Annotated in this window: 23 protein-coding genes; 19 read left to right on the top strand and 4 right to left on the bottom strand. The window is 37.8% G+C overall.

Annotated features, from left to right (window positions below; all coding sequences use genetic code 11):
• Positions 1 to 53 precede the first annotated feature (53 nt).
• The 4 genes from recJ (at position 54) to lysS (ending at position 5,487) form a co-directional block, all read left to right on the top strand.
• A complete protein-coding gene (gene recJ, locus AC27G3_RS04735) occupies positions 54 to 1,802 on the top strand; it encodes a single-stranded-DNA-specific exonuclease RecJ (protein WP_487119277.1) in 1,749 nt (582 codons plus the stop codon).
• A gap of 55 nt (positions 1,803 to 1,857) precedes the next feature.
• Positions 1,858 to 2,568: an ABC transporter permease gene (locus AC27G3_RS04730; protein WP_487119275.1), complete on the top strand. Its 711-nt coding sequence runs from the start codon at positions 1,858 to 1,860 to the stop codon at positions 2,566 to 2,568.
• Positions 2,569 to 2,716: 148 nt separating this feature from the next.
• A protein-coding gene (gene prfB, locus AC27G3_RS04725; RefSeq protein WP_487119273.1) for a peptide chain release factor 2 occupies positions 2,717 to 3,815 on the top strand; the annotation gives its coding sequence in 2 pieces (ribosomal slippage) (positions 2,717 to 2,791 and positions 2,793 to 3,815; 1,098 coding nt in all).
• Positions 3,816 to 3,903: 88 nt separating this feature from the next.
• Positions 3,904 to 5,487: a lysine--tRNA ligase gene (gene lysS / locus AC27G3_RS04720; protein WP_487119271.1), complete on the top strand. Its 1,584-nt coding sequence runs from the start codon at positions 3,904 to 3,906 to the stop codon at positions 5,485 to 5,487.
• Positions 5,488 to 5,594: 107 nt separating this feature from the next.
• Here the strand turns inward: lysS and AC27G3_RS04715 are convergent, their stop codons facing one another.
• A complete protein-coding gene (locus AC27G3_RS04715) occupies positions 5,595 to 6,083 on the bottom strand; it encodes an FKBP-type peptidyl-prolyl cis-trans isomerase (protein WP_487119269.1) in 489 nt (162 codons plus the stop codon).
• 4 nt (positions 6,084 to 6,087) lie between these two features.
• A complete protein-coding gene (ygfZ, locus tag AC27G3_RS04710; protein ID WP_487119267.1) occupies positions 6,088 to 7,080 on the bottom strand; it encodes a tRNA-modifying protein YgfZ in 993 nt (330 codons plus the stop codon).
• Between the two features lie 148 nt (positions 7,081 to 7,228).
• On the opposite strand from ygfZ, the gene AC27G3_RS04705 reads away from it, so the two are divergent.
• Both AC27G3_RS04705 and AC27G3_RS04700 read left to right on the top strand, forming a co-directional pair.
• Positions 7,229 to 7,528, top strand: coding sequence for an FAD assembly factor SdhE (locus tag AC27G3_RS04705; protein WP_487119265.1), 300 nt, complete (start codon positions 7,229 to 7,231; stop codon positions 7,526 to 7,528).
• Entirely contained in the window at positions 7,476 to 7,967 is a 492-nt protein-coding gene (locus tag AC27G3_RS04700) for a protein YgfX (protein ID WP_487119382.1), read from the top strand. Before AC27G3_RS04705 ends, AC27G3_RS04700 begins: the two co-directional genes overlap by 53 nt.
• On the opposite strand, the gene nadB is transcribed toward AC27G3_RS04700, so the two are convergent.
• Positions 7,942 to 9,543 (bottom strand): L-aspartate oxidase, encoded by a 1,602-nt coding sequence (gene nadB / locus AC27G3_RS04695; protein WP_487119263.1) that lies wholly within the window; start codon positions 9,541 to 9,543, stop codon positions 7,942 to 7,944. The genes AC27G3_RS04700 and nadB overlap by 26 nt on opposite strands.
• A 244-nt stretch (positions 9,544 to 9,787) precedes the next feature.
• Here nadB and rpoE point away from each other — a divergent pair, with 244 nt between their 5' ends.
• The 11 genes from rpoE to AC27G3_RS04640 all read left to right on the top strand — a co-directional run bounded on the left by rpoE (position 9,788) and on the right by AC27G3_RS04640 (position 18,823).
• Positions 9,788 to 10,366: an RNA polymerase sigma factor RpoE gene (gene rpoE, locus AC27G3_RS04690; protein ID WP_487119261.1), complete on the top strand. Its 579-nt coding sequence runs from the start codon at positions 9,788 to 9,790 to the stop codon at positions 10,364 to 10,366.
• 58 nt (positions 10,367 to 10,424) lie between these two features.
• Positions 10,425 to 11,030, top strand: coding sequence for a sigma-E factor negative regulatory protein (locus AC27G3_RS04685; protein ID WP_487119259.1), 606 nt, complete (start codon positions 10,425 to 10,427; stop codon positions 11,028 to 11,030).
• Entirely contained in the window at positions 11,027 to 12,031 is a 1,005-nt protein-coding gene (locus tag AC27G3_RS04680) for a MucB/RseB C-terminal domain-containing protein (RefSeq protein WP_487119257.1), read from the top strand. The genes AC27G3_RS04685 and AC27G3_RS04680 overlap by 4 nt, the downstream gene beginning before the upstream one ends.
• Entirely contained in the window at positions 12,028 to 12,525 is a 498-nt protein-coding gene (locus AC27G3_RS04675; RefSeq protein WP_487119255.1) for a SoxR reducing system RseC family protein, read from the top strand. The genes AC27G3_RS04680 and AC27G3_RS04675 overlap by 4 nt, the downstream gene beginning before the upstream one ends.
• A gap of 100 nt (positions 12,526 to 12,625) precedes the next feature.
• Positions 12,626 to 14,416 carry a translation elongation factor 4 gene (lepA, locus tag AC27G3_RS04670; protein ID WP_487119253.1) on the top strand — a complete coding sequence of 597 codons (1,791 nt, stop codon included), beginning with the start codon at positions 12,626 to 12,628 and terminating at the stop codon, positions 14,414 to 14,416.
• Positions 14,417 to 14,452: 36 nt separating this feature from the next.
• Entirely contained in the window at positions 14,453 to 15,373 is a 921-nt protein-coding gene (gene lepB, locus AC27G3_RS04665; RefSeq protein ID WP_487119251.1) for a signal peptidase I, read from the top strand.
• Positions 15,374 to 16,066, top strand: a complete 693-nt coding sequence (gene rnc / locus AC27G3_RS04660; RefSeq protein ID WP_487119249.1) for a ribonuclease III — start codon at positions 15,374 to 15,376, stop codon at positions 16,064 to 16,066.
• Positions 16,056 to 16,985 (top strand): GTPase Era, encoded by a 930-nt coding sequence (era, locus tag AC27G3_RS04655; protein ID WP_487119247.1) that lies wholly within the window; start codon positions 16,056 to 16,058, stop codon positions 16,983 to 16,985. The genes rnc and era overlap by 11 nt, the downstream gene beginning before the upstream one ends.
• Before the next feature lie 14 nt (positions 16,986 to 16,999).
• Entirely contained in the window at positions 17,000 to 17,686 is a 687-nt protein-coding gene (gene recO, locus AC27G3_RS04650; protein ID WP_487119246.1) for a DNA repair protein RecO, read from the top strand.
• Between the two features lie 22 nt (positions 17,687 to 17,708).
• Positions 17,709 to 18,443, top strand: a complete 735-nt coding sequence (gene pdxJ / locus AC27G3_RS04645; RefSeq protein WP_487119245.1) for a pyridoxine 5'-phosphate synthase — start codon at positions 17,709 to 17,711, stop codon at positions 18,441 to 18,443.
• 122 nt (positions 18,444 to 18,565) lie between these two features.
• A complete protein-coding gene (locus tag AC27G3_RS04640) occupies positions 18,566 to 18,823 on the top strand; it encodes a hypothetical protein (RefSeq protein ID WP_487119244.1) in 258 nt (85 codons plus the stop codon).
• Positions 18,824 to 18,837: 14 nt separating this feature from the next.
• Here the strand turns inward: AC27G3_RS04640 and barA are convergent, their stop codons facing one another.
• On the bottom strand, positions 18,838 to 21,714 hold the full coding sequence (gene barA / locus AC27G3_RS04635; protein WP_487119243.1) for a two-component sensor histidine kinase BarA: 2,877 nt from the start codon (positions 21,712 to 21,714) through the stop codon (positions 18,838 to 18,840).
• Between the two features lie 197 nt (positions 21,715 to 21,911).
• Here barA and rlmD point away from each other — a divergent pair, with 197 nt between their 5' ends.
• Both rlmD and relA read left to right on the top strand, forming a co-directional pair.
• Positions 21,912 to 23,228 carry a 23S rRNA (uracil(1939)-C(5))-methyltransferase RlmD gene (gene rlmD / locus AC27G3_RS04630; protein WP_487119242.1) on the top strand — a complete coding sequence of 439 codons (1,317 nt, stop codon included), beginning with the start codon at positions 21,912 to 21,914 and terminating at the stop codon, positions 23,226 to 23,228.
• 19 nt (positions 23,229 to 23,247) lie between these two features.
• Positions 23,248 to 25,476 (top strand): GTP diphosphokinase, encoded by a 2,229-nt coding sequence (relA, locus tag AC27G3_RS04625; protein ID WP_487119240.1) that lies wholly within the window; start codon positions 23,248 to 23,250, stop codon positions 25,474 to 25,476.
• Positions 25,477 to 25,528 lie beyond the last annotated feature (52 nt).

Here is a 25,528-nt window from a genome sequence, read left to right as displayed (position 1 = left end):
TTATTTTATATCAACCTTTTTTCTTGGCTATTTAACTCCTCTAAGGAAAATTTGTGCAAAAGAAGATTGTTCGCCGAAGTATTGTTAAAGACTCTCACCTACCTGCTGAATTACATCCCATAATTAAACAAATATATGCTTGTCGAGGGGTTAACTCTGCACAAGAATTACATTTAAAACTTGCTCAATTACATTCTGTGGAGTCTCTAATAGGCCTTGATGATGCATGTAAAGTGTTACATCAAGCGTTTATCGATAATGCCAAAATTGTAATTGTTGGTGACTTCGATGCTGACGGTGCAACCAGTACAGCACTTATGATGGAGGCATTAAGCGCTTTGGGTAGCAGCAACCATCAATTTTTAGTGCCTAACCGATTTGAGTATGGTTATGGACTAACGCCTGAAATTGTAGATATTGCTGCAGAGCAAGGAGCTAATTTATTAATTACCGTTGATAATGGGATCAGTTGTTTAGCAGGGGTAAAACGAGCAAAAGAGTTGGGATTAAAAGTGATTATTACAGATCATCACTTACCAGGAAAGCAGTTGCCAATGGCTGATGCGATCGTCAATCCTAACCAAAATGGCTGTTTGTTTGCTAGTAAAGCATTAGCTGGTGTAGGAGTGGCATTTTATTTTATGCTCGCAATGCGAAAATTTTTACGGGAAGCAAATTGGTTTAATATTAACAGTATTCAAGAGCCCAACTTAGCTCAATTATTAGATTTAGTCGCTTTAGGTACCGTTGCAGATGTTGTTACCCTTGATGCGAATAATCGTATTTTAGTGGACCAAGGATTAAAACGCATACGTGCAGGGCAAACAAGGCCTGGTATTCAAGCGCTTATTGAAATAGCTGGACGAAATCAACAGCGCCTTGTTGCAAGTGACTTTGGCTTTGCACTCGGTCCGAGAATCAATGCGGCAGGTCGGTTAGATGACATGTCTTTTGGTATTAATTGTTTATTAGCGAAAGACTTAATGTCTGCACGCTTAATGGCCGCCGAGCTCGATGATTTAAATAAATCCCGTCGTGAAATAGAGCAAGGCATGCAAGTTGAGGCTGAAAATGTCTTAAAACAATTAAGCTTTGATGGACAACACTTACCCAATGCTATCGCTCTTTTTCAAAAAGATTGGCACCAAGGAGTGATTGGGATTGTTGCTGGCCGACTTAAAGAAAAATTTCACCGCCCAAGTATTGTTTTTGCCGCCGCCAAAGACGACATTAATGAAGAAAATCTCCTTGAAAGTGAAATAAAAGGTTCAGCCAGATCCATTCCTGGTTTGCATATTCGCGATTTACTTGAACATATTTCGGCGCTACATCCAGAGTTAATTGTTAAATTTGGTGGGCACGCTATGGCGGCAGGCTTGTCAATAAAGTTAAAAGATTTCGAGCGCTTTCAGTCTATATTTAATGATTTAGCTCATGAGTGGCTTAAAGAGGAGGATCTCACTGGGGTTATATTGTCTGATGGGCAATTACCACTGAGTGACATGACCTTGTCATTTGCTGAGCACGTTAGAGATTCTGGACCTTGGGGGCAGAATTTTGCAGAGCCTTTATTTGATGATGAATTTGAATTGTTACAACAGCGTATTGTTGGTGAGAAACACTTAAAGATTGTAGTACAGAAAGAAGGTGAAGTGTTTGACGGTATTGCATTTAATATTAACGTTAAACAGTGGCCTAATACTCAAGCTAAACAAGTGCATTTATCATATCGTTTAGATGTTAACGAATTTAGAGGTAAGCGAACGGTTCAGTTAATGGTTGAAAGCATAAATACTGTGTAAAATTAATTCAAAATGAGTAAAGTTGATAAAGTATTGCTTTTTAGGAAAAGTTAATATGGAACATAATGTTAGTATTATCACGCTGCCAAGCCTTGCTATCGCATTTATCCCAGTTGCTATCGTTTTTATTATTCTTATAAAGTGGTCAATAAGTGTTAGACGAGCCAGTCACGCTGTTATTCGAATGTTAGTGCAACTTTTATTAGTTGGGTACTGTTTAGGTTTTATTTTTGCGTCAAACAAAATATGGCTTATTGGAAGTGTATTAGTTGTCATGGTGTTATTTTCTAGTTGGATTGCTTTAAATAACATTCAAGTCCCCAAAAAGCAGCTAATTGGCCGTGCTATTCTTTCTGTGAGTTTTAGCGGTTTTCTTACATTGTTAGTCATAAGCCAAGGAGTGTTAACATTAACCCCTTGGTATCACGCGCAAACGCTTCTTCCTTTGGCTGGGATGATATTCGCTAGCTGCATGAATTCAATCAGTTTGTCTGGAGAGCGTTACTTTGCAGAACTTGCGAGAGAAGAGTCTTATCACTATGCAAGGAACACAGCGTTTTCTGCTGCGATGATCCCTAATATTAATGCCTTATTTGCTGTGGGCATAGTATCGTTGCCAGGCATGATGACAGGGCAAATTATAGCGGGAGTCGAACCGGTCATTGCCGCGAGATATCAAATAATGGTGATGTGCATGTTATTTGCTTCAGGGGGAATATCAGCTGCTTTGTTTTTGATGTTAATTAAGGATAAAAAAACGAGATAATATAGAAACGTTCGTTAAATAAATAAAGCATAAGGCAATCAAGTATAGGCGTTTATTTACCCTGTTTTTTACGCTACAATGCGCGACTGTTTTTATTGTTCTTAGCAACTGTTTATAAAGCTATATTTGAGATCCTGTTAGAAAGCTTATGTTTGAAATAAACCCGGTAATAAATAAAGTCAAAGAAATTCGCGAACGCAGTTTATTGCTTCGGGGGTACCTTTGACTATGATGTTAAAGCTGAACGATTAGTTGAAGTTTCTCGAGAATTAGAATTACCTGATGTTTGGAATGAGCCAGAACGGGCGCAAGCATTAGGGAAAGAGCGCAGTAGTTTAGAAGAAGTGGTTAATACCATTGTTGAGCTAGAAACGGGCTGTGAAGACATTGAGGAATTAGTTGCTCTAGCAGTTGAAGAAGAAGATCAAGAAACCTTTAATGATGCAGAAACTGAAGCGGCAAGTTTAGATGCGGTATTAGAAAAACTTGAATTTCGTCGCATGTTTTGTGGCGAACAAGACGCGAACAATTGTTACTTAGATATACAATCTGGCTCTGGTGGTACAGAGGCACAGGATTGGGCTGAAATGCTAATGCGCATGTATTTGAGATGGGGCGAAGCCCACGGCTTTAAAACTGAAGCGATTGAAGTAACCGATGGTGATGTTGCTGGAATAAAGGGATGTACCATTAAGTATACTGGAGAGTACGCATTTGGTTGGTTACGCACAGAAACAGGCGTACACCGCTTAGTACGAAAATCTCCATTCGATTCTTCAGGACGCCGTCATACGTCATTTGCTTCAGCGTTTATTTACCCTGAAATTGATGACAATATTGAAATAGATATTAATCCTGCTGATTTGCGTACGGATACTTTCCGCGCCTCTGGTGCGGGTGGTCAACATGTAAATAAAACTGATTCAGCTATTCGTATAACTCACGTCCCTACAGGTGCGGTAGTTGCATGTCAGGCCGATCGCTCTCAACATAAGAATCGTGCAACGGCGATGAAACTATTGAAAGCAAAATTATATGAAATGGAAATACAAAAGCAAAACGAAGGGAAGCAAGAATTAGAAGACGGTAAATCGGATATCGGCTGGGGGAGTCAAATTCGCTCTTACGTATTAGATGATAGCCGAATAAAAGATTTAAGAACGGGTGTTGAAAATAGAAATACCCAAGCAGTATTAGACGGTGATTTAGATAAATTTTTAGAAGCTAGTTTAAAGTCAGGTTTATAAAAATAAACAATTACTGTTACAGCGATTGAAATGATTATTTAACTAATATTCAACCTATTGAAAAATTTAAGATAACTTTGGAAGTAAAATGACAGATAAAGCCAATAAAGCAAGTGATGCACCTGTAGCACAAGATGAAAATAAATTGATTGCTGAGCGCCGCGTAAAGCTTGAAAAAATTCGCTCAAATTCTAACGCAAACGGTTTTCCTAACGATTTTAATCGTGAACATTTAGCAGCAGATATTCAAGCTGAGCATGGCGAAAAAACCAAAGAAGAACTTGAAGCTCTACAAGTAACTTATGCAATTGCTGGTCGTGTTATGGCTAAGCGTGGTCCGTTTTTAGTTATTCAAGACTCATCAGGTCGTATTCAAGGTTATGCTGAAAAAGCTGTACAAAAAGAAATCCGTGAAAAATGGGGCTCGTTAGATATAGGTGATATCGTTGGTATTAAAGGTATTTTACATAAATCAGGTAAAGGCGATCTTTACGTGAATATGGACGAGTATTCACTTTTAACGAAATCTCTACGTCCGTTACCTGAAAAATTTCATGGTTTATCTGATCAAGAAATGAAGTATCGTCAACGTTATGTTGATTTAATTATCAACGAAGACACACGTAATACCTTTAAAATTCGTTCAAAAATTGTTGCTGGTATCCGTAACTTTTTAACCCAACGTGATTTTATGGAAGTTGAAACGCCAATGTTGCAAATTATACCTGGCGGCGCAACAGCTAAGCCATTTATGACGCATCATAATACGTTCGATCTTGATATGTACCTGCGTATAGCGCCAGAGCTTAACTTAAAACGTTTAGTGGTAGGTGGTTTTGATCGGGTATTCGAGATTAACCGTAGCTTTAGAAACGAAGGTATTTCAACTCGTCATAACCCAGAATTCACTATGATTGAATTCTACCAAGCTTATGCTGATTACCATGACTTAATGAATACAACTGAAGAGATGTTACGTACTATCGCGCAAGACGTTTTAGGTACGACAACGATTCGTAATACTGTTAAAAACGCTGATGGCGAAGTCGTAGAAGAGAAATTCTACGACCTAGGCAAGCCATTTGCGCGTTTATCAATGGTTGATGCTATTTTACAATACGGTAAAGATCATCGTGGCGCAGCAAGCTTTGATGAAGCAGCGTTACGTGATCCAGAAAACAACTTCGACGCAATTAAAGCCATGGCGAAGGCAGTAGGTGTTAAAGAAGGCGATGCAGCTAAAGTATGGGGGCCAGGTAAATACATTTGTGAAATCTTTGAAGAAGTAGCAGAGCATTTATTAGACCAACCAACATTTATAACAGAATACCCGTGGGAAGTATCACCGCTTGCTCGTCGTAACGATGAAAATCCATTCATTACTGATCGTTTTGAGTTTTTTGTTGGTGGCCGCGAATTAGCTAACGGTTTCTCAGAGCTTAACGATGCTGAAGATCAAGCTGAACGTTTCCAAAAGCAAGTAACAGAAAAAGATGCGGGTGATGATGAAGCAATGCATTATGACGCCGATTATATTAACGCTTTAGAGTATGGCTTACCGCCAACGGCAGGTGAGGGTATTGGTATCGATCGTTTAGTGATGTTATTTACAGATTCGCCAAGTATTAAAGATGTTATTTTATTCCCGCATATGAGACCAGAAGCAGAATAATACATTTAAGAACGAAAATAAAAAGCCGACAGTATTTATATACTGTCGGCTTTTTTTATCAGCAGATTATTTTAACCAGCTCACGATAGCTGACTTTAATCTAAAGATTAGTGATTATGACCACAACCACCTTCAGCATGCACATGCCCATGAGCTAACTCTTCTTCGCTCGCATCACGAATTTCTAATACTTCAACATCAAATTTTAAGTCGATACCTGCTAAGGGATGATTTCCATCTACAGTAATTTCATCATCTTGCACATCAATAACGATAACGGTTTGTTCACCATCGTCAGTCGTTGCGCGAAGTTGAGAGCCAACAGCTAAGTCTTCGATACCTGCAAATAATGTTTTAGGTACGGTTTGAACATAATCATCAAATCGTTCGCCATATGCTTGAGCAGCAGGCACTTCAACCTCAAATTTATCGCCAACAACATGATCTGTTAGAGCTTCTTCTAATCCTGGGATTAAATAACCCGTACCATGAATAATTTCAAGGGGCTTATCATCGTAAGAACTATCAATTAAGGTATCTTCGCTATCAGATACTGCGTAATGCATAACGACAACTTTGTTTTTTTCAATTTTCATAGAATTAATCTTCTTGGTTAAGTGAATAAGGTAAATCGACCAACGAGAATTGAAGCTCAGGAGTTGATTTAAGTCGAAACACTGTGCTTTGTTCTACATCGCTAGCAAGCACAGCTTGAATGTTTACTTCTTCTTGACAAATGTAGGTTGATAAAACATCTCCAGCTTTACGCCAATTATCCCCTAGTTGTTTTTCGATAATATCGCCAGCAACAATTTTTGGGTAATCAGTATCTACTGTGCCAGTTGAGTTAAGTCGAAACAAGGCTCGCTTATTTTTTCCTAAGTATTGCATACGAGCTACTGTTTCTTGTCCTAAGTAACAGCCTTTAGTAAAGCTTATGCCGTTAATAGCTTGTAGATTTAACATTTGTGGCACATATTGTTCGACACTTTCTGGCGCTAACACTGGGAAGCCTTCTGTTATTTCTAATAAGTTCCAAACGTCGTGATTATATATAGCTAAATTGAAGTTACCTATTAATTGCTCAACAGTGCTGCTTTCATCAATTAATAGGTAACGAGCTGTTTCTCCTGCAATATAAACCAAGGTAGTTGAGCCTGCTTGAATTACTGGAGTTAAACTATCGGGAATACGATTAAATTGCTGTTGTAACACTTGTGTTGCTTGCTCGCCAACTAATGCATAAAAGCTTAACTGTGAGGCTTGTTCAATTTCAACTTTAGCAAATACCCCAAATTTTTGTAATGCTGCTAATGAAAGGGCGATACTGGTTTTAGGTTGGATTAATAAGTAGCGACTATTGCGCTCAATTAATCGAAAAACTGAAAGCACTTTTCCTTTAGCATCACAATGCGCGCCATGAGTTAAACTGTGCTCGTTAACTGAATTAACATCGCAAGTAACTTGCCCTTGGAGATACTGACATTGATCTTGGCCAACTAATGAAATAGCACTCAAATCACTTAATGCAATAACATACGTTGCAGGAAGCTGTGAAACGTTTGGCTGTGAAATTACGGTTTGAATAGACATAATGTTATTTATTGAGGGGTTTGATATTAATATGATGTGGGCAATAATAAAAATCTCAAGATTTAAACAAAGAAATGTCAGTAAAAAGCTGCGACTTTATTGGCGAAATTGTTACAATAGCACTAGTTTTAATCTTAAGTGGTAAATTATGTCTGTTCAATCTTCTCATTCACAATCTGTTGGTGCACCTTCATCAAAGTCGCTTAAAGATAATAAGCCGCGTTTAAGGTGGGCATGTCGTCGTGGTATGTTAGAACTCGATGTGTTGTTTATGCCTTTTGTCGAAGAGGCTTACGATTTATTGTCAGATAAAGATAAAGATATATTTGAGCGTCTATTAGCAGAACAAGACCCAGAGTTATTTGCATGGTTTATGGGACATAAAATTTGTGAAGATGAAGAACTTAACGCCATGGTCCAATTTATACTCGATAGAGTTAAAGCATAAAATCACATTAAAAACGTCACACTATAAGTACTTTTGCTCTGGTGTGACTGTTTTTTTACTACTCGCCTTTATTACCTATTTCTACAGCACCAACCTATACCCATTAGCTAGTTTGATTTTTTTTACTGTGCTTTTTTTACCTTTAATAAGTTTTAGTTTAAAAGATGTGGATCAAAAATTCATTGCTAAAGAGCAACAGGAAGTTTTTACTGTTACTCAGCAGGGCAGTTGCCAGTTTTATCGTTCAAATGGAGGCGCTCAAGAATGGCAGCTATCAGCACACTCTAGAGTGAGTTTTCTCGGGTGCTGGCTAATTTTTAATAAACAAGAAAATAAGTTAACTCATGCGGAGCCAATATTTATTTTCAAAGACCAACTATCGACAGTAGACTACTCTCGATTAAGGCGAATTATTAAGGCGTTAAAACCGTTACCTTAGCGGTGCTATCTGTTTCTGGGTAATCAAGAGTATAGTGCAAGCCTCTACTTTCTTTACGAGCTAAGGCACTGTTAATAATTAACTCTGCTACTTGTACTAAATTACGTAACTCAAGCAAGTTATTACTGACTTTAAAGTGGCGATAATACTCATCAATCTCACTTTGGAGTAACTCAACACGGTGTAAAGCGCGCTCTAACCGCTTGGTTGTGCGCACAATCCCAACAAAATCCCACATAAATAATCGAAGCTCGTGCCAATTATGTTGAATAACCACTTCTTCATCAGAGTCAGTCACTCGGCTTTCATCCCAATTAGGTAACTGTTGGTGAGGTTGTTTATGGTCAATTGTTTCAGTTATTTCTAGGGCAGCGGCTCTAGCAAAAACTAAACACTCTAATAAAGAATTACTTGCCAGGCGATTGGCACCATGAAGCCCTGTGTAAGAAACTTCGCCGATAGCATATAAATTTTCAATATCGGTTTTGCCATGATTATCTATCATAACTCCGCCGCAAGTGTAGTGTGCTGCTGGCACAACAGGAATAGCTTGCTTGGCCATGTTTATGCCTAAAGACAATGTTTTTTCATAAATTGTTGGAAAATGACTCTTTATAAAGTCTTCATCTTTGTGGCTAATGTCTAGGTACATGCAATCGGCGCCTAGGCGTTTCATCTCAAAATCGATGGCTCTGGCAACAATATCGCGAGGTGCTAATTCAGCACGCTCATCAAAGTCAGGCATAAAACGGCTACCGTTTGGGCGTCTCAGGATTGCGCCTTCACCTCGAAGAGCCTCGGTGAGTAAAAAAGTTCCAGCATCAGCATGAAATAAGCACGTTGGATGAAATTGATTAAACTCCATATTAGCGACTCGACAACCGGCACGCCAAGCCATTGCAATACCGTCACCACTAGCAACATCAGGATTTGAAGTGTATTGATAAACTTTACTTGCTCCTCCTGTTGCTAAGATTGTTTTTTTCGCCTGAATACTTTCAACTTGCTCGTTTGTTCGATTCCAAATGTAGGCGCCAATACAACTTTTAGTTGTAGATTTATTAGGAAGCATCTCAGGCTTACAGATAAGATCGATGGCATTATAGCGCTCGAGTAATGTAATGCGTTTATGTTGTTTAACACGTTCAACTAAAGTCGTTTGAACAGCTTGACCAGTGGCATCAGCAGCATGCAGTATTCGTCTGTGGCTGTGGCCACCTTCACGGGTTAGGTGATAATCTGAATGGCCTTGCTCAGTGACTTCTTTATCAAAGACAACGCCTTGTTCAATTAACCATTCTAGACAAGCTTTGGCATTTTCTGCGGTATAACGAACAGCAGATTCATCACACAAGCCTGCGCCTGCAATTAAGGTGTCGGATACATGTGAGTCAATGCTATCATTTTCGTCAAAAACGGCTGCAATCCCTCCTTGGGCATAAAAGGTAGAGCCTTCATTCATTAGCCCTTTACTTAAAATGATGACGTTAGAGGTTTGCGCTAAATGCAGAGCAAGAGTTAAACCGGCAGCACCGCTGCCAATAATTAATACATCACAATTGTATTGTTGATTCATAAAAGTTGGATTTTAAGGTATTCTATACGCTAATAGCTTGATGTTAACGTTTATTGCCGTCATGGAACAGTAATAAACGCGCGATTGTGGGAATATTTTCATATTATTTTCATCTTTTTTAAAATTAAAATAAAATAATTAGAACTTTTTAATAAATGTGTAGTCATACTTGAAGCGTTAACTGTTGCTTGATTTGAACAGAAGTGGAAGTTTGTTAAAAATGTAGTTGGGAGAAATGGCTCAAATGAGCGAACAGAACGTTGACCAAGAATTGGTTGAGCGGGTGCAACGTGGAGACAAAAACGCTTACAACCTGCTAGTAACAAAATATCAACATAAAGTGACGAGTTTAGTCTCACGTTATGTAAAGAATCAAAGTGATGTACCGGATTTAGTGCAAGAAGCGTTTATTAAAGCCTATCGTGCTTTACCCAATTTTAGAGGCGAAAGCGCTTTTTATACTTGGCTATATCGGATTGCTGTAAATTGCGCAAAAAATCATTCAGTGGCATTAAGTCGCAAACCTCCGGGGAGTGATATTGATGTTAATGATGCCGAGTTTTATGACAGTGGTGACGCATTAAGAGAAAATGCCTCCCCTGAAAAGGCCTTATTAACAGCAGAAATTAAAAAAGTTGTTTTTGATACTATGGAACAGTTGCCTGAAGATTTACGTTTAGCGATAAATTTTCGAGAGCTTGAAGGATTAAGTTACGAAGAAATAGCTATTATTATGGATTGTCCTGTTGGTACGGTGCGCTCAAGAATATTTAGAGCACGCGATGCAATAGAGAAAAAGATTAGGCCTTTGCTACAAAATTAACCGTAAATTGAGCAATGTACCTAAAGATTAAATATTTACCAACATTAAAGGTTTAAGTATGAGTGAAAGTAAATTTGAAAAAATATCATCACTTGCTGATAATTATCGTGACAGTAATAAATCAAACGATGACTTATTCGAACAATTAGCAAATGATAATGTGCTTTCTGAGACTTGGGATCGTTATCACTTAATCGGTGATGTACTTCGTGATGAACTTCCTGAATCTGTTTCAGTAGACTTATCCGCTCAAATTGCTCAATCAATTGCCGATGAACCTACGATACTTGCGCCTAAAAAGTCGACTATTTATCGTGATGTAAAAGCGAAAGTAGTTCAATTTGCTAAACCTTTTGGTCAAGTTGCTATTGCTGCATCAGCGGCAGGTTTAATGATTTTAGGTGTTCAACAGAATGTTGCTCAAAATGAAGTCGTAATGCCAAGTCACGTGGTACAAACAACACCGCTAGCGGGGTTTGCTGCTCCAGTAAGTTTTAATACGCAGTCGAATTCTCGTTTAACACAAAAACAAGCGTATATTGAACAACAAAGACGTTTTCAAGCACTCTTGTCAGATCATCATCAACAAGTTAAATTAAGTACTCCTAGTGATAAAGTCACTGCAACTTCACCAACCAACAAGGTTGAAAGCTCCGCTAAATGATAAAAATTATTTCTTTTATGCTGCTGTTAAGTATTAACTTAGCAGCAGTTGCTAGTGAAACACCGCTAAACTCCTCCGAAGAAGCTAATAAAATTAAACCGGTATCCGCTAAGTTATGGCTTGAGCGTTTATCTGTTGCGTTAAAAGAACTCAACTTTAATACCTCTTTTGTTGTGGTAAAAAACAACCAAGCGGAGCCTTACCATTGGTTTCATGGTGTCGATGAAAATAATGAAGAGTTAGAAATTTTTGCAACCCTTAATGGCCCTAGACGCGATATTTTGCGAAAAGGCGATATTATTAGTTATATCGAGCCAGAAACACCACCATATTCTGTCGACTCTGAAACTATTAGTGGACCAATTCCAGCGATTTTAAGTGGTGATATTGCCTCTTTAGAAGCAAGTTACGAATTTATATCAGTAGGGCGCAGTAGAATATTAGGTCGGGTAGCGCAACTAATTAGAATTGTATCGAAAGAGCAAGACAGATTCGGTTATTGGTTATGGTTAGATCAAGAGTCTGGTTTGTTATTAAAACTAGCGATAATTTCTCGCAAAGGTCAATTACTTGAACAAGTACAATTTACCCATTTAGAAATTACCGATCATTTGGTCGATACAATTAAACAATTGAAATTTGCCGAACTACCGCCCGTGATTGAAAACATCAATAACTCAACTGTCGAAGAGTTAGGATGGGAGGTTCAGTGGTTACCTACAGGTTTTAAGCCTGTTAAATCGAATCGTCACCGTATTTCTGCAACAAAACAAGCGGTAGAGTTTATTTTATTTAATGATGGTTTAGTGGATGTTTCTGTTTATGTTGCTGCTAGTCGAGATAAAAATAGAGACGTTGAGTATGTAATGGATGGTGCAACGTTAGTATTAAACCAAGTAGTGAATGGCTTTGAAGTTAGTGTTGTAGGTAAAATACCTTCGAGTACAGCAAAAGCGATAGCTGATTCTGTTCGTATTAAAACGATTACCTCAGCGCCATGATGGAAGAGTTAGCAACAGTTGTTGCCATTAAACCCTCTAATTTGGCTGATGATACTCTCTCTACGGTCACCGTTGAAAGTACAATAAAGTCTACCTGTAGTGGTTGTAAACAAGTTGACAGTTGCGGTAGCGGACAAGTATCCAAGGCTATCCCCCAAAAAAAATTAACAGTAGACTTAAACACTGATCTTAACGTTAACGTAGGTGATACTATTGTCCTCGGTTTGTCTGAAAAAGGGATGCTACATTCGGCGTGGCAAGTATACTTATGGCCTTTAATTGGTCTTATTTCTTTTTCTGGGCTAGGGCAATATTTTGTACAATCTGCCATTTTCTCAACTGAGTTATATGGTGTGTTGTTAGGTTGTGCAGGGGGATATCTTGGCCACCGCTTAGCGAAGTTCTGGCAAACTCACTCTGAACAAGGGTTGGCTTTGATGCCTAAAATTCTTCGTATTCAATCAAATGATTTAAAAATAACCACTCTCGACTAATTCCCGCTATAGATATGTGAATAAAGATAGCCCCAGCGCGTGAAATTAGCTAAAATCTCGCCATTACTTAATTTATCAGCCTATATTTGACCTTCTATTTATGAAAAATATTCGAAATTTCTCCATCATAGCTCACATTGATCATGGTAAATCTACGCTTTCCGATCGTTTGATACAACATTGTGGCGGTTTACAAGACCGAGAAATGGAAGCTCAAGTACTCGACTCTATGGATATAGAACGAGAACGTGGTATTACCATTAAAGCACAAAGTGTAACGTTAGATTATAAAGCTCAAGATGGTGAAGTTTACCAGTTAAATTTCATTGATACTCCTGGACATGTTGATTTTTCTTATGAAGTTTCACGCTCTTTAGCTTCTTGTGAAGGGGCGTTGCTTGTCGTTGATGCAGGTCAAGGTGTTGAAGCACAAACCGTTGCAAACTGCTATACCGCTATCGAAATGGATTTAGAAGTTATTCCCGTTTTAAATAAAATTGATTTACCTCAAGCGGATCCGATACGAGTTTCAGAAGAGATAGAGCACATTATTGGTATTGATGCCACCGATGCAGTAACTTGTTCGGCAAAAACTGGTATCGGAATTGAAGACGTTTTAGAGTCTATTGTTAAAAATATTCCTCCACCAGAAGGAGATAAAGAAGCTCCTCTTCAAGCCCTTATCGTCGATTCTTGGTTCGATAATTATCAAGGCGTTGTTTCATTGATTCGTGTGATGAATGGTGAAATTAAAAAAGGCGATAAAATGTTGGTGATGTCCACTGGACAAGTACACCAAATTGATAAAGTAGGTATTTTTACTCCTAAGCAAACTGATACCGGTATCTTAAAAACCGGTGAAGTAGGTTTTGTTATCGCGGGTATTAAAGAAATTCATGGTGCGCCAGTAGGCGATACTATTACTATTTCAAAGAAAGAAGCTGCTGAACCATTAGCGGGCTTTTCTAAAGCGCAACCACAAGTATATGCCGGTATTTTCCCTATTAGTTCAGACGATTATGAAAACTTTAGAGACGCACTTAATAAGTTAAGTTTAAATGATGCCTCTTTATTTTTTGAACCTGAAAACTCGTCAGCATTAGGCTTTGGTTTCCGTATTGGTTTCCTTGGCATGTTGCATATGGAAATTATTCAAGAACGCTTAGCGCGTGAATACAATCTTGATTTAATTACTACTGCGCCAACAGTAAACTATGAAATCGCTTGTACCAGTGGAGATGTGTTATCTATTGATAACCCATCAGATTTACCGCCAATTAATAATATAGATGAAATTAGAGAGCCTATAGTACAAGCTAATATTTTAGTTCCCCAGGAGTTTTTAGGTAACGTCATTACACTGTGTATTGAAAAGCGTGGTATGCAAAAAGACATTATCTATCATGGTAATCAGGTTGCGGTAACTTACGAGTTACCTATGGCTGAAGTCGTTATGGACTTCTTTGATAAATTAAAGTCTACCAGTCGTGGTTACGCATCACTTGACTATAACTTTGTTCGTTTTGAAGCTGCTGACATGGTTCGTGTTGATGTCATGATTAATGGCGATCGTGTTGACGCTCTAGCGATGATCACACATAGAAGTAATTCAGTATCACGTGGACGTTTATTAGTAGATAAATTGAAAGAGCTTATTCACAGACAAATGTTTGATATTGCTATTCAGGCGGCTATTGGCAATAACGTTATTGCACGTACTACTGTTAAACAACTGCGTAAAAACGTAACTGCAAAATGTTATGGTGGCGATATTAGTCGTAAGAAAAAACTTTTACAAAAACAAAAAGACGGTAAAAAACGTATGAAGCAAGTGGGCAATGTTGAAGTTCCCCAAGAAGCGTTTTTAGCTGTGTTGAAGCTAGAGAACTAATTAAGTTATATTAAGTTAACGTGTTTTAGGAAAATTATGGCTGTTTATTTTTCAATTTTTTTGGTTATTATCACTGTTATTACAGGGATAGTTTGGTTAACAGATAAATTTTACTTGGCATCGCAACGTCAATTAAAAGTCGATAATGCGCAAAGTCAATGCACAGAGCCGTTAACTAAAGAAACTATTGCAACCTTGTTAGAGCCTTCTGCTGTTGTTGATACTTCGGTGCAAGTATTTCCAGTGATTGCTTTTGTTTTGGTGCTGCGATCTTTTATCTATGAACCTTTTCAAATTCCGTCTGGTTCAATGATGCCAACATTACTTGATGGCGATTTCATTTTAGTGAATAAATTTAATTACGGACTTCGTGATCCTGTGGTTCGTAATAAGTTTTTTGAAGTAGGTTTACCTGAGCGCGGAGATGTTGTGGTATTTAAATACCCTGAAAATCCGGATATCGATTACATCAAGCGTGTTATAGGTTTGCCAGGCGAACGTATTATTTATCGAAATAAATCGCTTTATATCAAACCTGTGTGCCAGCCTACTGATGATAAGTGTCCTGAGTTTGAACAAGTTGTGCAAGACTTTCAAAATACGGGTGAGTACAGCAATCAACAAAGACCATTAACTCGATATACCTCGAAAATGCCCAACAAAACTCATGACATCTTAATTGATAATCAAGTGGCGCCACGAACGGCTAATTACTTCCCACAAACTGGCACGCAGCGCGACGAGTTTGTTGTACCAGAAGGACAATACTTTGTGATGGGTGACAATCGTGATAACTCACTTGATGGTCGTTACTGGGGCTTTGTTCCAGAAGAAAATTTAGTTGGTGAAGCGGTAGCTATTTGGATGAGTTTTGATTTTGAGCGTGATTCAAGAGACATACTTCCTCATTGGATCCCAACGGGTGTAAGGCTTAATCGTATAGGTGCTATTCATTAAATGATCAAAAATAATGCCCAAGCTATCGCACGATTAACTAAACGCCTTGGTTATAAATTTAATGACGAGTCGTTATTGATTCAAGCGTTAACACATCGAAGTGCAAAAGGTGCTCACAATGAGCGTCTTGAGTTTTTAGGTGATTCAATTTTAGGCTTTGTTATTGCTGAAGAATTATTTGAACGTTTTCCTGCACAAGATGAAGGCGACTTAACTCGCATGCGCTCTAGTTTAGTAAAAGGAGTTACTTTAGCTGAACTAGGTAAAGACTTTTCACTTGGTGAACACCTTATTTTAGGACCTGGTGAATTGAAAAGTGGCGGACATCGTCGAGAATCTATTTTAGAAGATGCTATTGAAGCAATCATTGGTGCGGTTTATTTAGATTCAGATGGAGCTACTTGTAAAGAGTTAATTTTACGCTGGTTCGATTCTCGCTTAACAAAAATTAAACCTGGTAGTGTTCATAAAGATCCCAAAACACGTTTACAAGAGTACCTGCAAGGCAGAAAAATAGAATTGCCAAATTATGAGGTTATCCATACAACTGGGCAATCACATAATCAAGAGTTTACGGTACGTTGTACTACCCAAATTATTGACAAAGAAGTGGTATGCAAAGGAACAAGTCGACGTAAAGCTGAACAAGCGGCAGCCCAACAAGTATTGGAAATAATTGATAATGCCAAATAATTCAACACAACAAAACGAGACTAAACGTTGTGGTTTAATCGCCATTATTGGCCGACCTAATGTCGGTAAATCAACCTTGCTTAATGGTTTGTTAGGGCAAAAGATAAGCATTACTTCTAAAAAGCCTCAAACGACAAGACATCGTATTTTAGGTATTTTAACCGAAGGTAATAACCAAGCGGTATTAGTCGATACCCCAGGGCTTCATTTAGATGAAAAAAGGGCGATTAACCGATTAATGAATCGTGCGGCAAGTAGTTCTATAGCAGAAGTAGGCTTAGCAATATTTCTTGTTGAGGGGACGCATTGGACTGAAGACGACGAAATGGTGTTAAAGAAAGTCCAACAGGCGAATGTGCCTTGCGTGTTAGCAATTAATAAAGTAGATAATGTACAAGACAAAGAAGCCTTATTACCGCATTTGCAAATCTTAGCAGAAAAATATGACTTTCAAGAAATAGTGCCAATTTCAGCAAGTAAAGGCTACAACATAGATAAAATAAGCAACGCTTGTTTTGCTAGCTTACCTGAAAGTGATTTTTGGTTTCCTGAAGACTATATTACCGACCGTTCAAGCCGTTTTATGGCTTCAGAAATTATAAGAGAAAAGCTCATTCGATTTACTGGTGACGAACTTCCTTATTCGACTACAGTTGAAATTGAACAATTTAAAGTTGATGCAAAAGGCATTCTACATATCAATGCTTTGATCTTGATTGAACGTAGTAGCCAAAAAAGAATGGTGATCGGTAATAAAGGTGAGCGTTTAAAGACTATTGGTGCAGAAGCTCGCAGAGATATGGAGAGCTTGTTTGATCAAAAGGTTTTCTTAGAAACTTGGGTTAAAGTGAAATCAGGTTGGGCGGACGATGAAAGAGCTTTACGCAGTTTAGGGTATGGCGACGAGTATTCAGGCTAGCTGTAAGCTTTAATATGGAACCTATTGAGCAATTAGCTTTTGTCTTACACAGCCGTCCTTTTCGTGAACATCAGCTCATTGTCGAATTATTAACTGAGCACGACGGTAAAGTATCAGCTATTGTCTACTCAGGGAAAACGAACAAATCAAATAAAAAAGGGCTCCTTCAGCCCTTTTGTCCACTTAATGTCGTATTAAAAGGTAATAATAGCCTTAAAAATCTTAGCCGTGTTGAGGTGGCTGAAAAGTCATATTTACTTAAAGGTGATTGCCTGTATTCTGGCTTTTATTTAAATGAGTTAATTGTTAAGTTACTCGGTGAGTTAATTGCCTGTCCAAGTTTATTTCATCATTATCAATTAAGCTTATCCTTGTTATCAAAACAACTACCAATTGAACCAATTTTAAGAAAGTTTGAATTAGATTTATTAGAGGAGTTGGGATTTTCTTTTGACTTCTCTCCTGTATTCGAGCATGAAGTTAAAAACTTCTATTATATTCCAGAAGAGGGCTTTATTCCTTGTACTGAAAAGATTAACCTTCCACTATTCAACGCCAATCATTTACAAGCTATTAGTCAACAAGAATTAAGTGATATTAACGTTTTACGCAGTCATAAATTGTTAATGAGACATGTTTTTAATGGCTTGCTTGGTGGTAAACCCTTAAACAGTAGAAAACTGTTTAAAAAGAAAAATTAACATTATTAATGGATAAACAGTTATGAAAGATATTTTATTGGGCGTAAATGTAGATCATATTGCAACTTTACGTCAAGCACGCGGTACTAATTACCCTGATCCTGTTTATGCAGCTTCAGTTGCCGAGCATGCAGGTGCTGATGGTATAACTGTTCACCTCAGAGAAGATAGACGCCATATTCAAGACCGCGATATTTATGTCTTAAAAGAAACACTACACACGCGCATGAACTTTGAAATGGCGGTCACCGATGAAATGTTAGCTATAGCATGTGATGTTAAGCCAGTATTTTGTTGCTTAGTACCTGAAAAACGAGAAGAGCTGACTACTGAAGGTGGTTTAGATGTCGCAGGACAGCTAGCTAAAATTACTGATGCAGTTGAAAAACTTGCCGCAGTTGGTACACAAACAAGCTTGTTCATTGATGCAGATAAAGCGCAAATTGATGCGGCATTAAAGAGTAAAGCCACTTATATTGAAATTCATACTGGCACCTATGCTGATGCAACTACCGAGGAAGCTCAAGAAGTAGAGCTTCAACGTCTTATTGAAGGTATTAAATACGCACATGGCTTAGGATTAAAAGTGAATGCTGGCCACGGATTAAATTACTTTAATGTTAAACCTATTGCTGCAATTGAAGAGATCATCGAGCTAAATATTGGTCATGCAATTATTGCTAGGGCTGCAATAGATGGCTTAGATAAAGCTGTTAGAGATATGAAAAACCTCATGAGAGAAGCAAGAGGCTTGTAACCTTAAAAACCATACCAAGCGCAGAGTTATTGAGTGTTAGATTAAAAATTAGCCGTTTTTATGCTTATTTTGGGAAATGTCCTATACTAACTATAGTTATGTAATTTTTCTAGGATGGAGCTATGACGGCAACTGAGCGTACTAACAACCCGTTAGTTGAAAGAAGAGCCGAGCCACCAGAGCAGTCTGTTTGGTGGTCTAAGCTTTCTTTAGCCCAAAAATTTTCAGCGAGTAGCCTAGGAAAGTTTGGTTATGAGTTGAAATTTATCCGTCAAGAAAAAGGCCAAAGTGTTGCTGTATTAGTATGTAATGATGGTATTGCGGTCATCTCTGAAGAAGGAGACATCAATACCTCACCCAATATTATTATTAGAGAATAATATTGGCTATAAACTTAATTTACCATACTTAAAAATTTTGGTGCTTGCGCCATAACATTATCTAAATGTTCGAAGAATTCAAAAAATTCAGGCTCTAAATCATCGAGTGAATTGTCAAGTTTTAACTGTGTCTCTATATGATGGGTAATCTTTCCTAAACTGGGGACTCCTGTATAACAGCAGGCACCGTTCAATTTATGAATCAAGGTTTTTACTTGGTCAATATCTTGACTAGTAAGCGCATCTGAAATGTATTGTTTTGTTTCAGGCAAGCTTTTAACTAACCCTTCTAGCATATCTTTAGCTAACTCCACCTTATTACCCGTACGTTTTAATGCGAGTGGCCAGTCAATGATATTATTGGCTTGAATGATATGAGACTGCATATCAGTAGCTTTCATTGAGCTAGCCTGAAGTTCAGCTTTTTGTGCTTGTTCAATGTTTGTCTGTGTTAAATCAATATTCCTTGTTGGCAATGTCTTATTTTGGAAGCTATTGTTAATATTATTTGAGCTAGGTATAAAAAGCTCTAAATCGCAATATTCATAAATACTGTGGCGTAACATGGTTTCATCTATAGGCTTAGTTATATAGCCACTGAAGCCTTCTTGTAATAACTTCTCTTTTTCACCACTTAATGCATGGGCGGTAACCGCAACAATAGGGGTACTATTATTAAAAGTATTAGCTTTAATGGTTTTTAATGCCGTAACTCCATCCATTATTGGCATTTGGATATCCATAAAAATTAAAGCAAACATTTCGTTCTTACAGATATCTACAGCTTGCTGACCATTACTTGCCGTAGTCACTTCTGCAACTTGCTCTAATAGTAAGGCTTTTATCAGCTTTAAATTAGCTTCGTTATCATCGACAGCCAGTACTTTTATCGGCACATTTGACGTTAATTGTGTCGGAGTATTTTGGGGGATTTCATTTCGTTGTGGTTGTAACACGCGGCTAAGTCTTGAAGGAGTTATCGGTTTACTTAAACAACTTAATGCCCCACTTGCTAATAAAGCCTCTTGAAGGCTCGGTGAGTTAGAATTGATTGCTAAATGGATAGCTGGAATGTGAGTGGATATAGTACTAATTAATTCTTTTAAATCGTTAATTTCTGTTGGTGTTACTGCATGACCGATTAACGCAAAATCAAATGTCTGATTTTGCGTTAAGGCGTTACTTAATTTTTCCAAACTATGCACAGGAGTTACCTGCATTTGCCAAGACTCCATAATTTCGCTGGTCGCAATACGTGAGTGCGTTAATGGCTCAAAATACAAAATACTTTTACCAAAAAGTGCCTTGGTATCTAATGGCGAATCAATGGGAATAGGGTTGATTTCACACTGAAAATTAAACCAAAATGTTGAGCCTTTACCTTCTTCAGAGGTAAAACCAATATCGCCTTGCATTTCGTTAGCTAAACGTTGAGAAATTACCAATCCAAGGCCTGTGCCGCCATATAAACGGGTAACACTTTTATCTGCTTGACCAAATGCTTCAAAAATAGTCTTTTGTTGCTCGGCATTCATGCCAATGCCCGTGTCGGTGACAGTAACTTTTAATCTAACACTGTAAGAGTCAACTGCTTCACCTTCTACATCAATGGTTACTGAACCTTTTTCAGTGAATTTTATCGCGTTATTAGCAAGGTTTATCAGTACCTGTTTAATTCGCATCGCATCACCAATTAACGAATCTGGTAAATTAGGGGCGATTCGTAAAGAAAACTCAATATTACGTTTTTGTGAGCTGGGGGCTAATAGGGTTAAGGTTTCTTCTATGGACTCTCTTAAAGTAAAAGGTATTTTTTCGATGACCATTTTGCCGGCATCTAATTTAGAAAAATCTAAAATATCATTAATTATTGCTAGTAGATTATTAGCTGAGCGCTCAATCGTTTGTAAGTAATCACGCTGAGTTTCAGATAACGGTGTTTTCAGTACTTGACGAGTAAAGCCGATAACACCATTTAGCGGTGTTCTTAACTCGTGGCTCATGTTTGCCAAAAATTCTGATTTTACTCGGTTAGCATCTTGTGCTTTTCGTTTTGAAATATCTAATTCAACATTTTGAATTTCAAACTGCTCTAAGCTTTCTCTTAAATCTATAGTTGCTTGGTCAATACTTCGCTGCATTTCATCACGATAATCGCCCAGCGATTGAGCCATAGCATTGATACCGTTTTTTAAAAAGTTTAATTCACCAATTAGTTGTCCACTCACTCGACTTTCTAGTTTTCCTTCCCTAATGCGATCAACCGCTTGCACCATAGTGCTAACAGGGCGAGTAACATTTTTAATGAGTCTAATGGCAAATATAGCATTAATTAATGAACCAAATACCACGATAGTAAAAGCAACAATTAATTGGCTTTGCTGGCTGTATTTAATTTTATTTTTATCAATTTGCATTGCGACATAGCCAACTATTATTTGGTCATTGTCTAAGTTGTTATTAACGTCAATGAGGTTTTCATTAATAATCGGAGTTCTAAAGATGAAGTAATCGTCGAGGGTTTGACTCATCGTATGTTGAGGAATGGCTTCTGAAGGCTGTAAGCGCATAATACTAGTATCACCATGGTAAGCACTAGTAACTAACACTTGGTTATCTGTTGTAAAAACAGTGATACTTTTAACTATGTTTGCATGGTTTCTATGGGCAAAACCTATCAACTTTCTCAGTTTTTCACGATCTTTCTTTAAAATAGGATCGACACTTGCAATCGCAATGGGTTCAATAATACTTTGAGATCGAATCGATAAAAACTCGTTTAGTTCAAGATAACGGCCATAAGAAAAATAGCCAGCGACTGTTAAACTGATTAACGTCGTTGGTATTATAGTGAGTAATATAACCCAATCTTTGAGGCTTATTTTATGCATTGTTTAGCAACCGAAAATGAGTCAACCTTAAATTAGCCAGCATAATAAAATCTTCGTTAAAGATTAGTTGGAAATTAGTTTGCTAGTCATATGAATAAGGTTAAAATTACCTTTGTTGATTTATATAGCCAATTTAATTGAATATATCATGTCACACCCTCACAAAACTATCCATATAATCATTGGTAATCATAAAGATGGCGAATTTTTTTCAAGCAAGCAAAAAGAAACAAACCTTAGGTCAAGTTTTCGATATGACAATTGAAAGAGTCGACTTAAATGGCTGTGGTGTTGCTCGATTAAATAAAAAGCCAGTATTTATTGAACAAACACTGCCAAATGAAGTGGTAAAAGCGAAAATTGTAGAGCAAAAAAGTAAATATTCGCGAGCTAAAATTATTGAAATCAGTCAATCTTCACCACAAAGAATTAAACCACTTTGCGAGCACTTTCGTTTATGCGGTGGGTGTGATTTGCAGCATTGGAGTTTTTCAGAGCATTTAGCGTTTAAGCAAGAAAAAGTCATCAACCTTTTTCAGCGAAACCAGGTAAAGCAACCACTACCTTGGCAAAGTGCTATTGTTAGTGAACCTTGGCATTATCGACGTAAAGCGCGAATTGGTGTGCAATACGATAAACACAATAAAGCCGTGTTAGGTTTTAGGCAAAAATCAACCAATCAGCTTACCGCAATTAAAAAGTGTCACGTACTCGTAGAGGAAATTTCCACGATATTTACACTATTAAAAGATATTGTTAACCAGTTAAGCTTAAGTCGCTCGGTTGGACACATTGAAATAATTGTAACTGAACAGGTAAACTTGGTTATTAGGCAGCTTAAAAATCTAAATGATAAAGACAGATCGCTTTGGGAAAGTGCAGAGCAGTTAAATCGGTGGCAGGTTTTTATTGATGATGGCGAACAAGTACAACCGTTAACTAAAGTAAAACCCTTAACATATGCTTTATCAAACAATATAGAACTATCATTTAAAACAACAGATTTTATACAAATAAATCATCGCGTTAATGTAAGTATGGTTGAGCAAGCGTTAAATTGGCTATCATTAAAACCAACGGATATTGTCCTTGATTTATTTTGTGGCTTGGGCAACTTTAGTTTGTCTTTAGCACAGAAAGTTAAACAAGTTGTTGGTGTTGAAGGTGTGCAAAATATGGTTGAGCGCGCAACTATTAATGCACAAGCGAATCAATTAACGAATTGTCGATTTTATCAAGCCGACTTAAATGCTGACTGGTCAAAGCAAACTTGGAGTCAAGAAAAGTTTAACAAAGTGCTACTCGATCCAGCACGTGCCGGAGCTTTAGAGGCTATTGAACAATTAGTTCAGTTACCGGTTAAACAAATACTTTACGTAAGTTGTGACCCGTCGACGTTGGCAAGAGATGCTAAGCAATTGATTAGTCACGGTTATAAAATTGAGAAAATAGCACTAATCGATATGTTTTCTCAAACAAAACATGTCGAAACTATGGTACTGTTTTCACGTTAAACAATAATAGGGATTGATAATGGTTTCGGTACGTAAGTCGCACCAAATGTCTACCACAACTTTTGAACAGTGGTTAGAATCTTTAGATATTTCCACTGCTAAGTGTCAAGCACTTGAGTTGTTATGGGAGCAAGTTGGACAAAGGTTTGAAAACCAAGCTGAATGTGAAGCTAAATCACTAGAGATGGTTGAAATCTTGTCGCCATTAAACCTTGACCGCGATTCGTTATGTGCAGCCTTTTTAACGCCGCTTCTGCAGTATCAATGTATTACCATGGATTTTGTTGAAGAGCACTGTAATAAACAAGTTTTCTTGCTTTGCCAAGGGGTTGAGCAAATGGAAGCGATAAAAACCTTACAACACAACCCATCTAAACAAAATGTTGTGAATAATGTTTCTGCTAACCAAATTGATAATATTCGTAAAATGTTATTGGCAATGGTTGATGATGTTAGAGCTGTAGTGATTAAGTTAGCTGAGCGTCTATGCCATTTACGACTGGTTAAGAATAGTGATGAAGAAACTCGTGTTTTAACCGCAAAAGAAAGCGCTAATATTTATGCGCCTTTAGCCAATCGGTTAGGTATAGGACAATTAAAGTGGGAGCTCGAAGATATCTCTTTTCGCTATTTACATCCCGCACTTTATAAAAAAATAGCTAAACAACTTGATGAAACTAGACTAGACCGTGAACGCTATATGAGTGATTTTGTTGAAGGGTTGTCGCAACAATTATCTGAACTTAATATCAGTGGAACGGTTTATGGCAGACCCAAGCATATCTATAGCATTTGGAAAAAAATGCAGCAAAAATCGCTCGATTTTGAGCAATTGTTTGATGTGCGAGCTGTTCGGGTAATTGTTGAGCAACTTCAAGATTGTTATGGTGCTTTAGGGGCAGTACATACCAGTTGGCAACATTTACATAATGAGTTTGACGACTATATTGCGACACCTAAACCTAATGGTTATCAATCTATTCATACGGTTGTTATTGGCCCTGAACAGAAGTCTGTAGAAATACAAATACGTACTCAACAAATGCACGACGATGCTGAAATGGGGGTTGCTGCTCATTGGCGTTATAAAGAAGGTAGTACTGGCGCTAAAGGTAGTGAGAAAAAATCAGGCTTTGATGAAAAAGTCAGTTGGCTACGTAAAATTTTACAATGGCAAGAGGATGTAAGTGATAGCGGTGAGTTAATAGACGAACTTCGCAGTCAAGTTTTTGAAGACAGAATTTACGTTTTTACCCCTAACGGTGATGTCGTCGATTTACCCGTGGGTTCGACACCGTTAGACTTTGCCTATTACATACATTCTAATGTTGGTCATTGCTGCATAGGGGCTAAAGTATTTGGTAAAATAGTGCCTTTTACATATCAATTACACACTGGCGATCAGGTGGAGGTATTAACCACCAAAACACCCAATCCTAGCAGAGATTGGTTAAACCCTAACTTAAACTATATACATACAGCGCGAGCGCGTGCAAAAGTTCAGCACTTTTTTAAACTTCTCGACAGGGATAAACATATTGCTCAGGGCAAGCAATTACTTGAAGTTGAGTTGGCTAAACTTAAATTAGAACAGGTCGAACTTAGTAGTACGGTTGAACGTTTTAACGTAAAAACTATTGATGACTTATATGCTGCTATTGGCTCAGGCAATGCACGTTTACAGCAAGTTACCAACTTTTTGCAGCAACAAGATGATAAGTGTAAGCCAGTAGAGGATATTGATCCGCAAAGTTTAATTAAACAGCCATCAACACAACCAACTTCTTCTGATAATAACGGTATCACGGTTTCTGGTGTTGGCAACTTACTCACACATATCGCAAAATGTTGTCACCCTGTACCAGGCGACGAAATTATGGGATTTATTACTCAAGGTCGTGGTATTTCAGTTCATCGACTCGATTGTGAACAGCTTTCCAATGCGTTAAATCAACAGCCAGAGCGAGAAGTTGAAGTGCAATGGGGACAACAAAACCTAAAAAGCCAACAAAGTTATCAAGTGAAAGTTCAAATAGTTGCAATGGACAGGCAAGGACTACTTAGAGATGTTTCAACGATTATTTCTAACGAAAAAGTGAGCATTATTGGGATGGAAAGTCATTCTGATACTGATAAGCAAACAATGGTTATGTCGATTACTTTAGAGTTGTCCAACAGCAGTGCTTTGTCGAAACTTATCAGCAAACTGTTGCAATTAGAAGATGTAGGCGAAGTTAGACGGTTATAAAGTAGTGCTCATTGCGGCGCTTTATTTAGAGTAAATGAACATACCGAAAAGT

It is taken from the genome of Colwellia sp. SU-HH01217 (assembly GCF_057543495.1).
Note: the sequence above shows the minus strand (reverse complement) of the source record. Positions and strands in the feature narration are given on the sequence as shown.

Coding starts and splice junctions, on each gene's coding strand:
- AC27G3_RS04730 (WP_487119275.1), top strand. CDS start 1,858: ATGGAACATAATGTTAGTATTATCACGCTGCCAAGCCTTGCTATCGCA.
- AC27G3_RS04705 (WP_487119265.1), top strand. CDS start 7,229: ATGTCTGTTCAATCTTCTCATTCACAATCTGTTGGTGCACCTTCATCA.
- recO (WP_487119246.1), top strand. CDS start 17,000: ATGGAACCTATTGAGCAATTAGCTTTTGTCTTACACAGCCGTCCTTTT.
- AC27G3_RS04715 (WP_487119269.1), bottom strand. CDS start 6,083: ATGAAAATTGAAAAAAACAAAGTTGTCGTTATGCATTACGCAGTATCT.
- barA (WP_487119243.1), bottom strand. CDS start 21,714: ATGCATAAAATAAGCCTCAAAGATTGGGTTATATTACTCACTATAATA.
- nadB (WP_487119263.1), bottom strand. CDS start 9,543: ATGAATCAACAATACAATTGTGATGTATTAATTATTGGCAGCGGTGCT.
- AC27G3_RS04640 (WP_487119244.1), top strand. CDS start 18,566: ATGACGGCAACTGAGCGTACTAACAACCCGTTAGTTGAAAGAAGAGCC.
- AC27G3_RS04685 (WP_487119259.1), top strand. CDS start 10,425: ATGAGTGAAAGTAAATTTGAAAAAATATCATCACTTGCTGATAATTAT.
- rpoE (WP_487119261.1), top strand. CDS start 9,788: ATGAGCGAACAGAACGTTGACCAAGAATTGGTTGAGCGGGTGCAACGT.
- relA (WP_487119240.1), top strand. CDS start 23,248: ATGGTTTCGGTACGTAAGTCGCACCAAATGTCTACCACAACTTTTGAA.
- AC27G3_RS04700 (WP_487119382.1), top strand. CDS start 7,476: ATGAAGAACTTAACGCCATGGTCCAATTTATACTCGATAGAGTTAAAG.
- rnc (WP_487119249.1), top strand. CDS start 15,374: ATGATCAAAAATAATGCCCAAGCTATCGCACGATTAACTAAACGCCTT.
- pdxJ (WP_487119245.1), top strand. CDS start 17,709: ATGAAAGATATTTTATTGGGCGTAAATGTAGATCATATTGCAACTTTA.
- ygfZ (WP_487119267.1), bottom strand. CDS start 7,080: ATGTCTATTCAAACCGTAATTTCACAGCCAAACGTTTCACAGCTTCCT.
- AC27G3_RS04675 (WP_487119255.1), top strand. CDS start 12,028: ATGATGGAAGAGTTAGCAACAGTTGTTGCCATTAAACCCTCTAATTTG.
- rlmD (WP_487119242.1), top strand. CDS start 21,912: ATGGCGAATTTTTTTCAAGCAAGCAAAAAGAAACAAACCTTAGGTCAA.
- era (WP_487119247.1), top strand. CDS start 16,056: ATGCCAAATAATTCAACACAACAAAACGAGACTAAACGTTGTGGTTTA.
- AC27G3_RS04680 (WP_487119257.1), top strand. CDS start 11,027: ATGATAAAAATTATTTCTTTTATGCTGCTGTTAAGTATTAACTTAGCA.
- lepA (WP_487119253.1), top strand. CDS start 12,626: ATGAAAAATATTCGAAATTTCTCCATCATAGCTCACATTGATCATGGT.
- lepB (WP_487119251.1), top strand. CDS start 14,453: ATGGCTGTTTATTTTTCAATTTTTTTGGTTATTATCACTGTTATTACA.
- lysS (WP_487119271.1), top strand. CDS start 3,904: ATGACAGATAAAGCCAATAAAGCAAGTGATGCACCTGTAGCACAAGAT.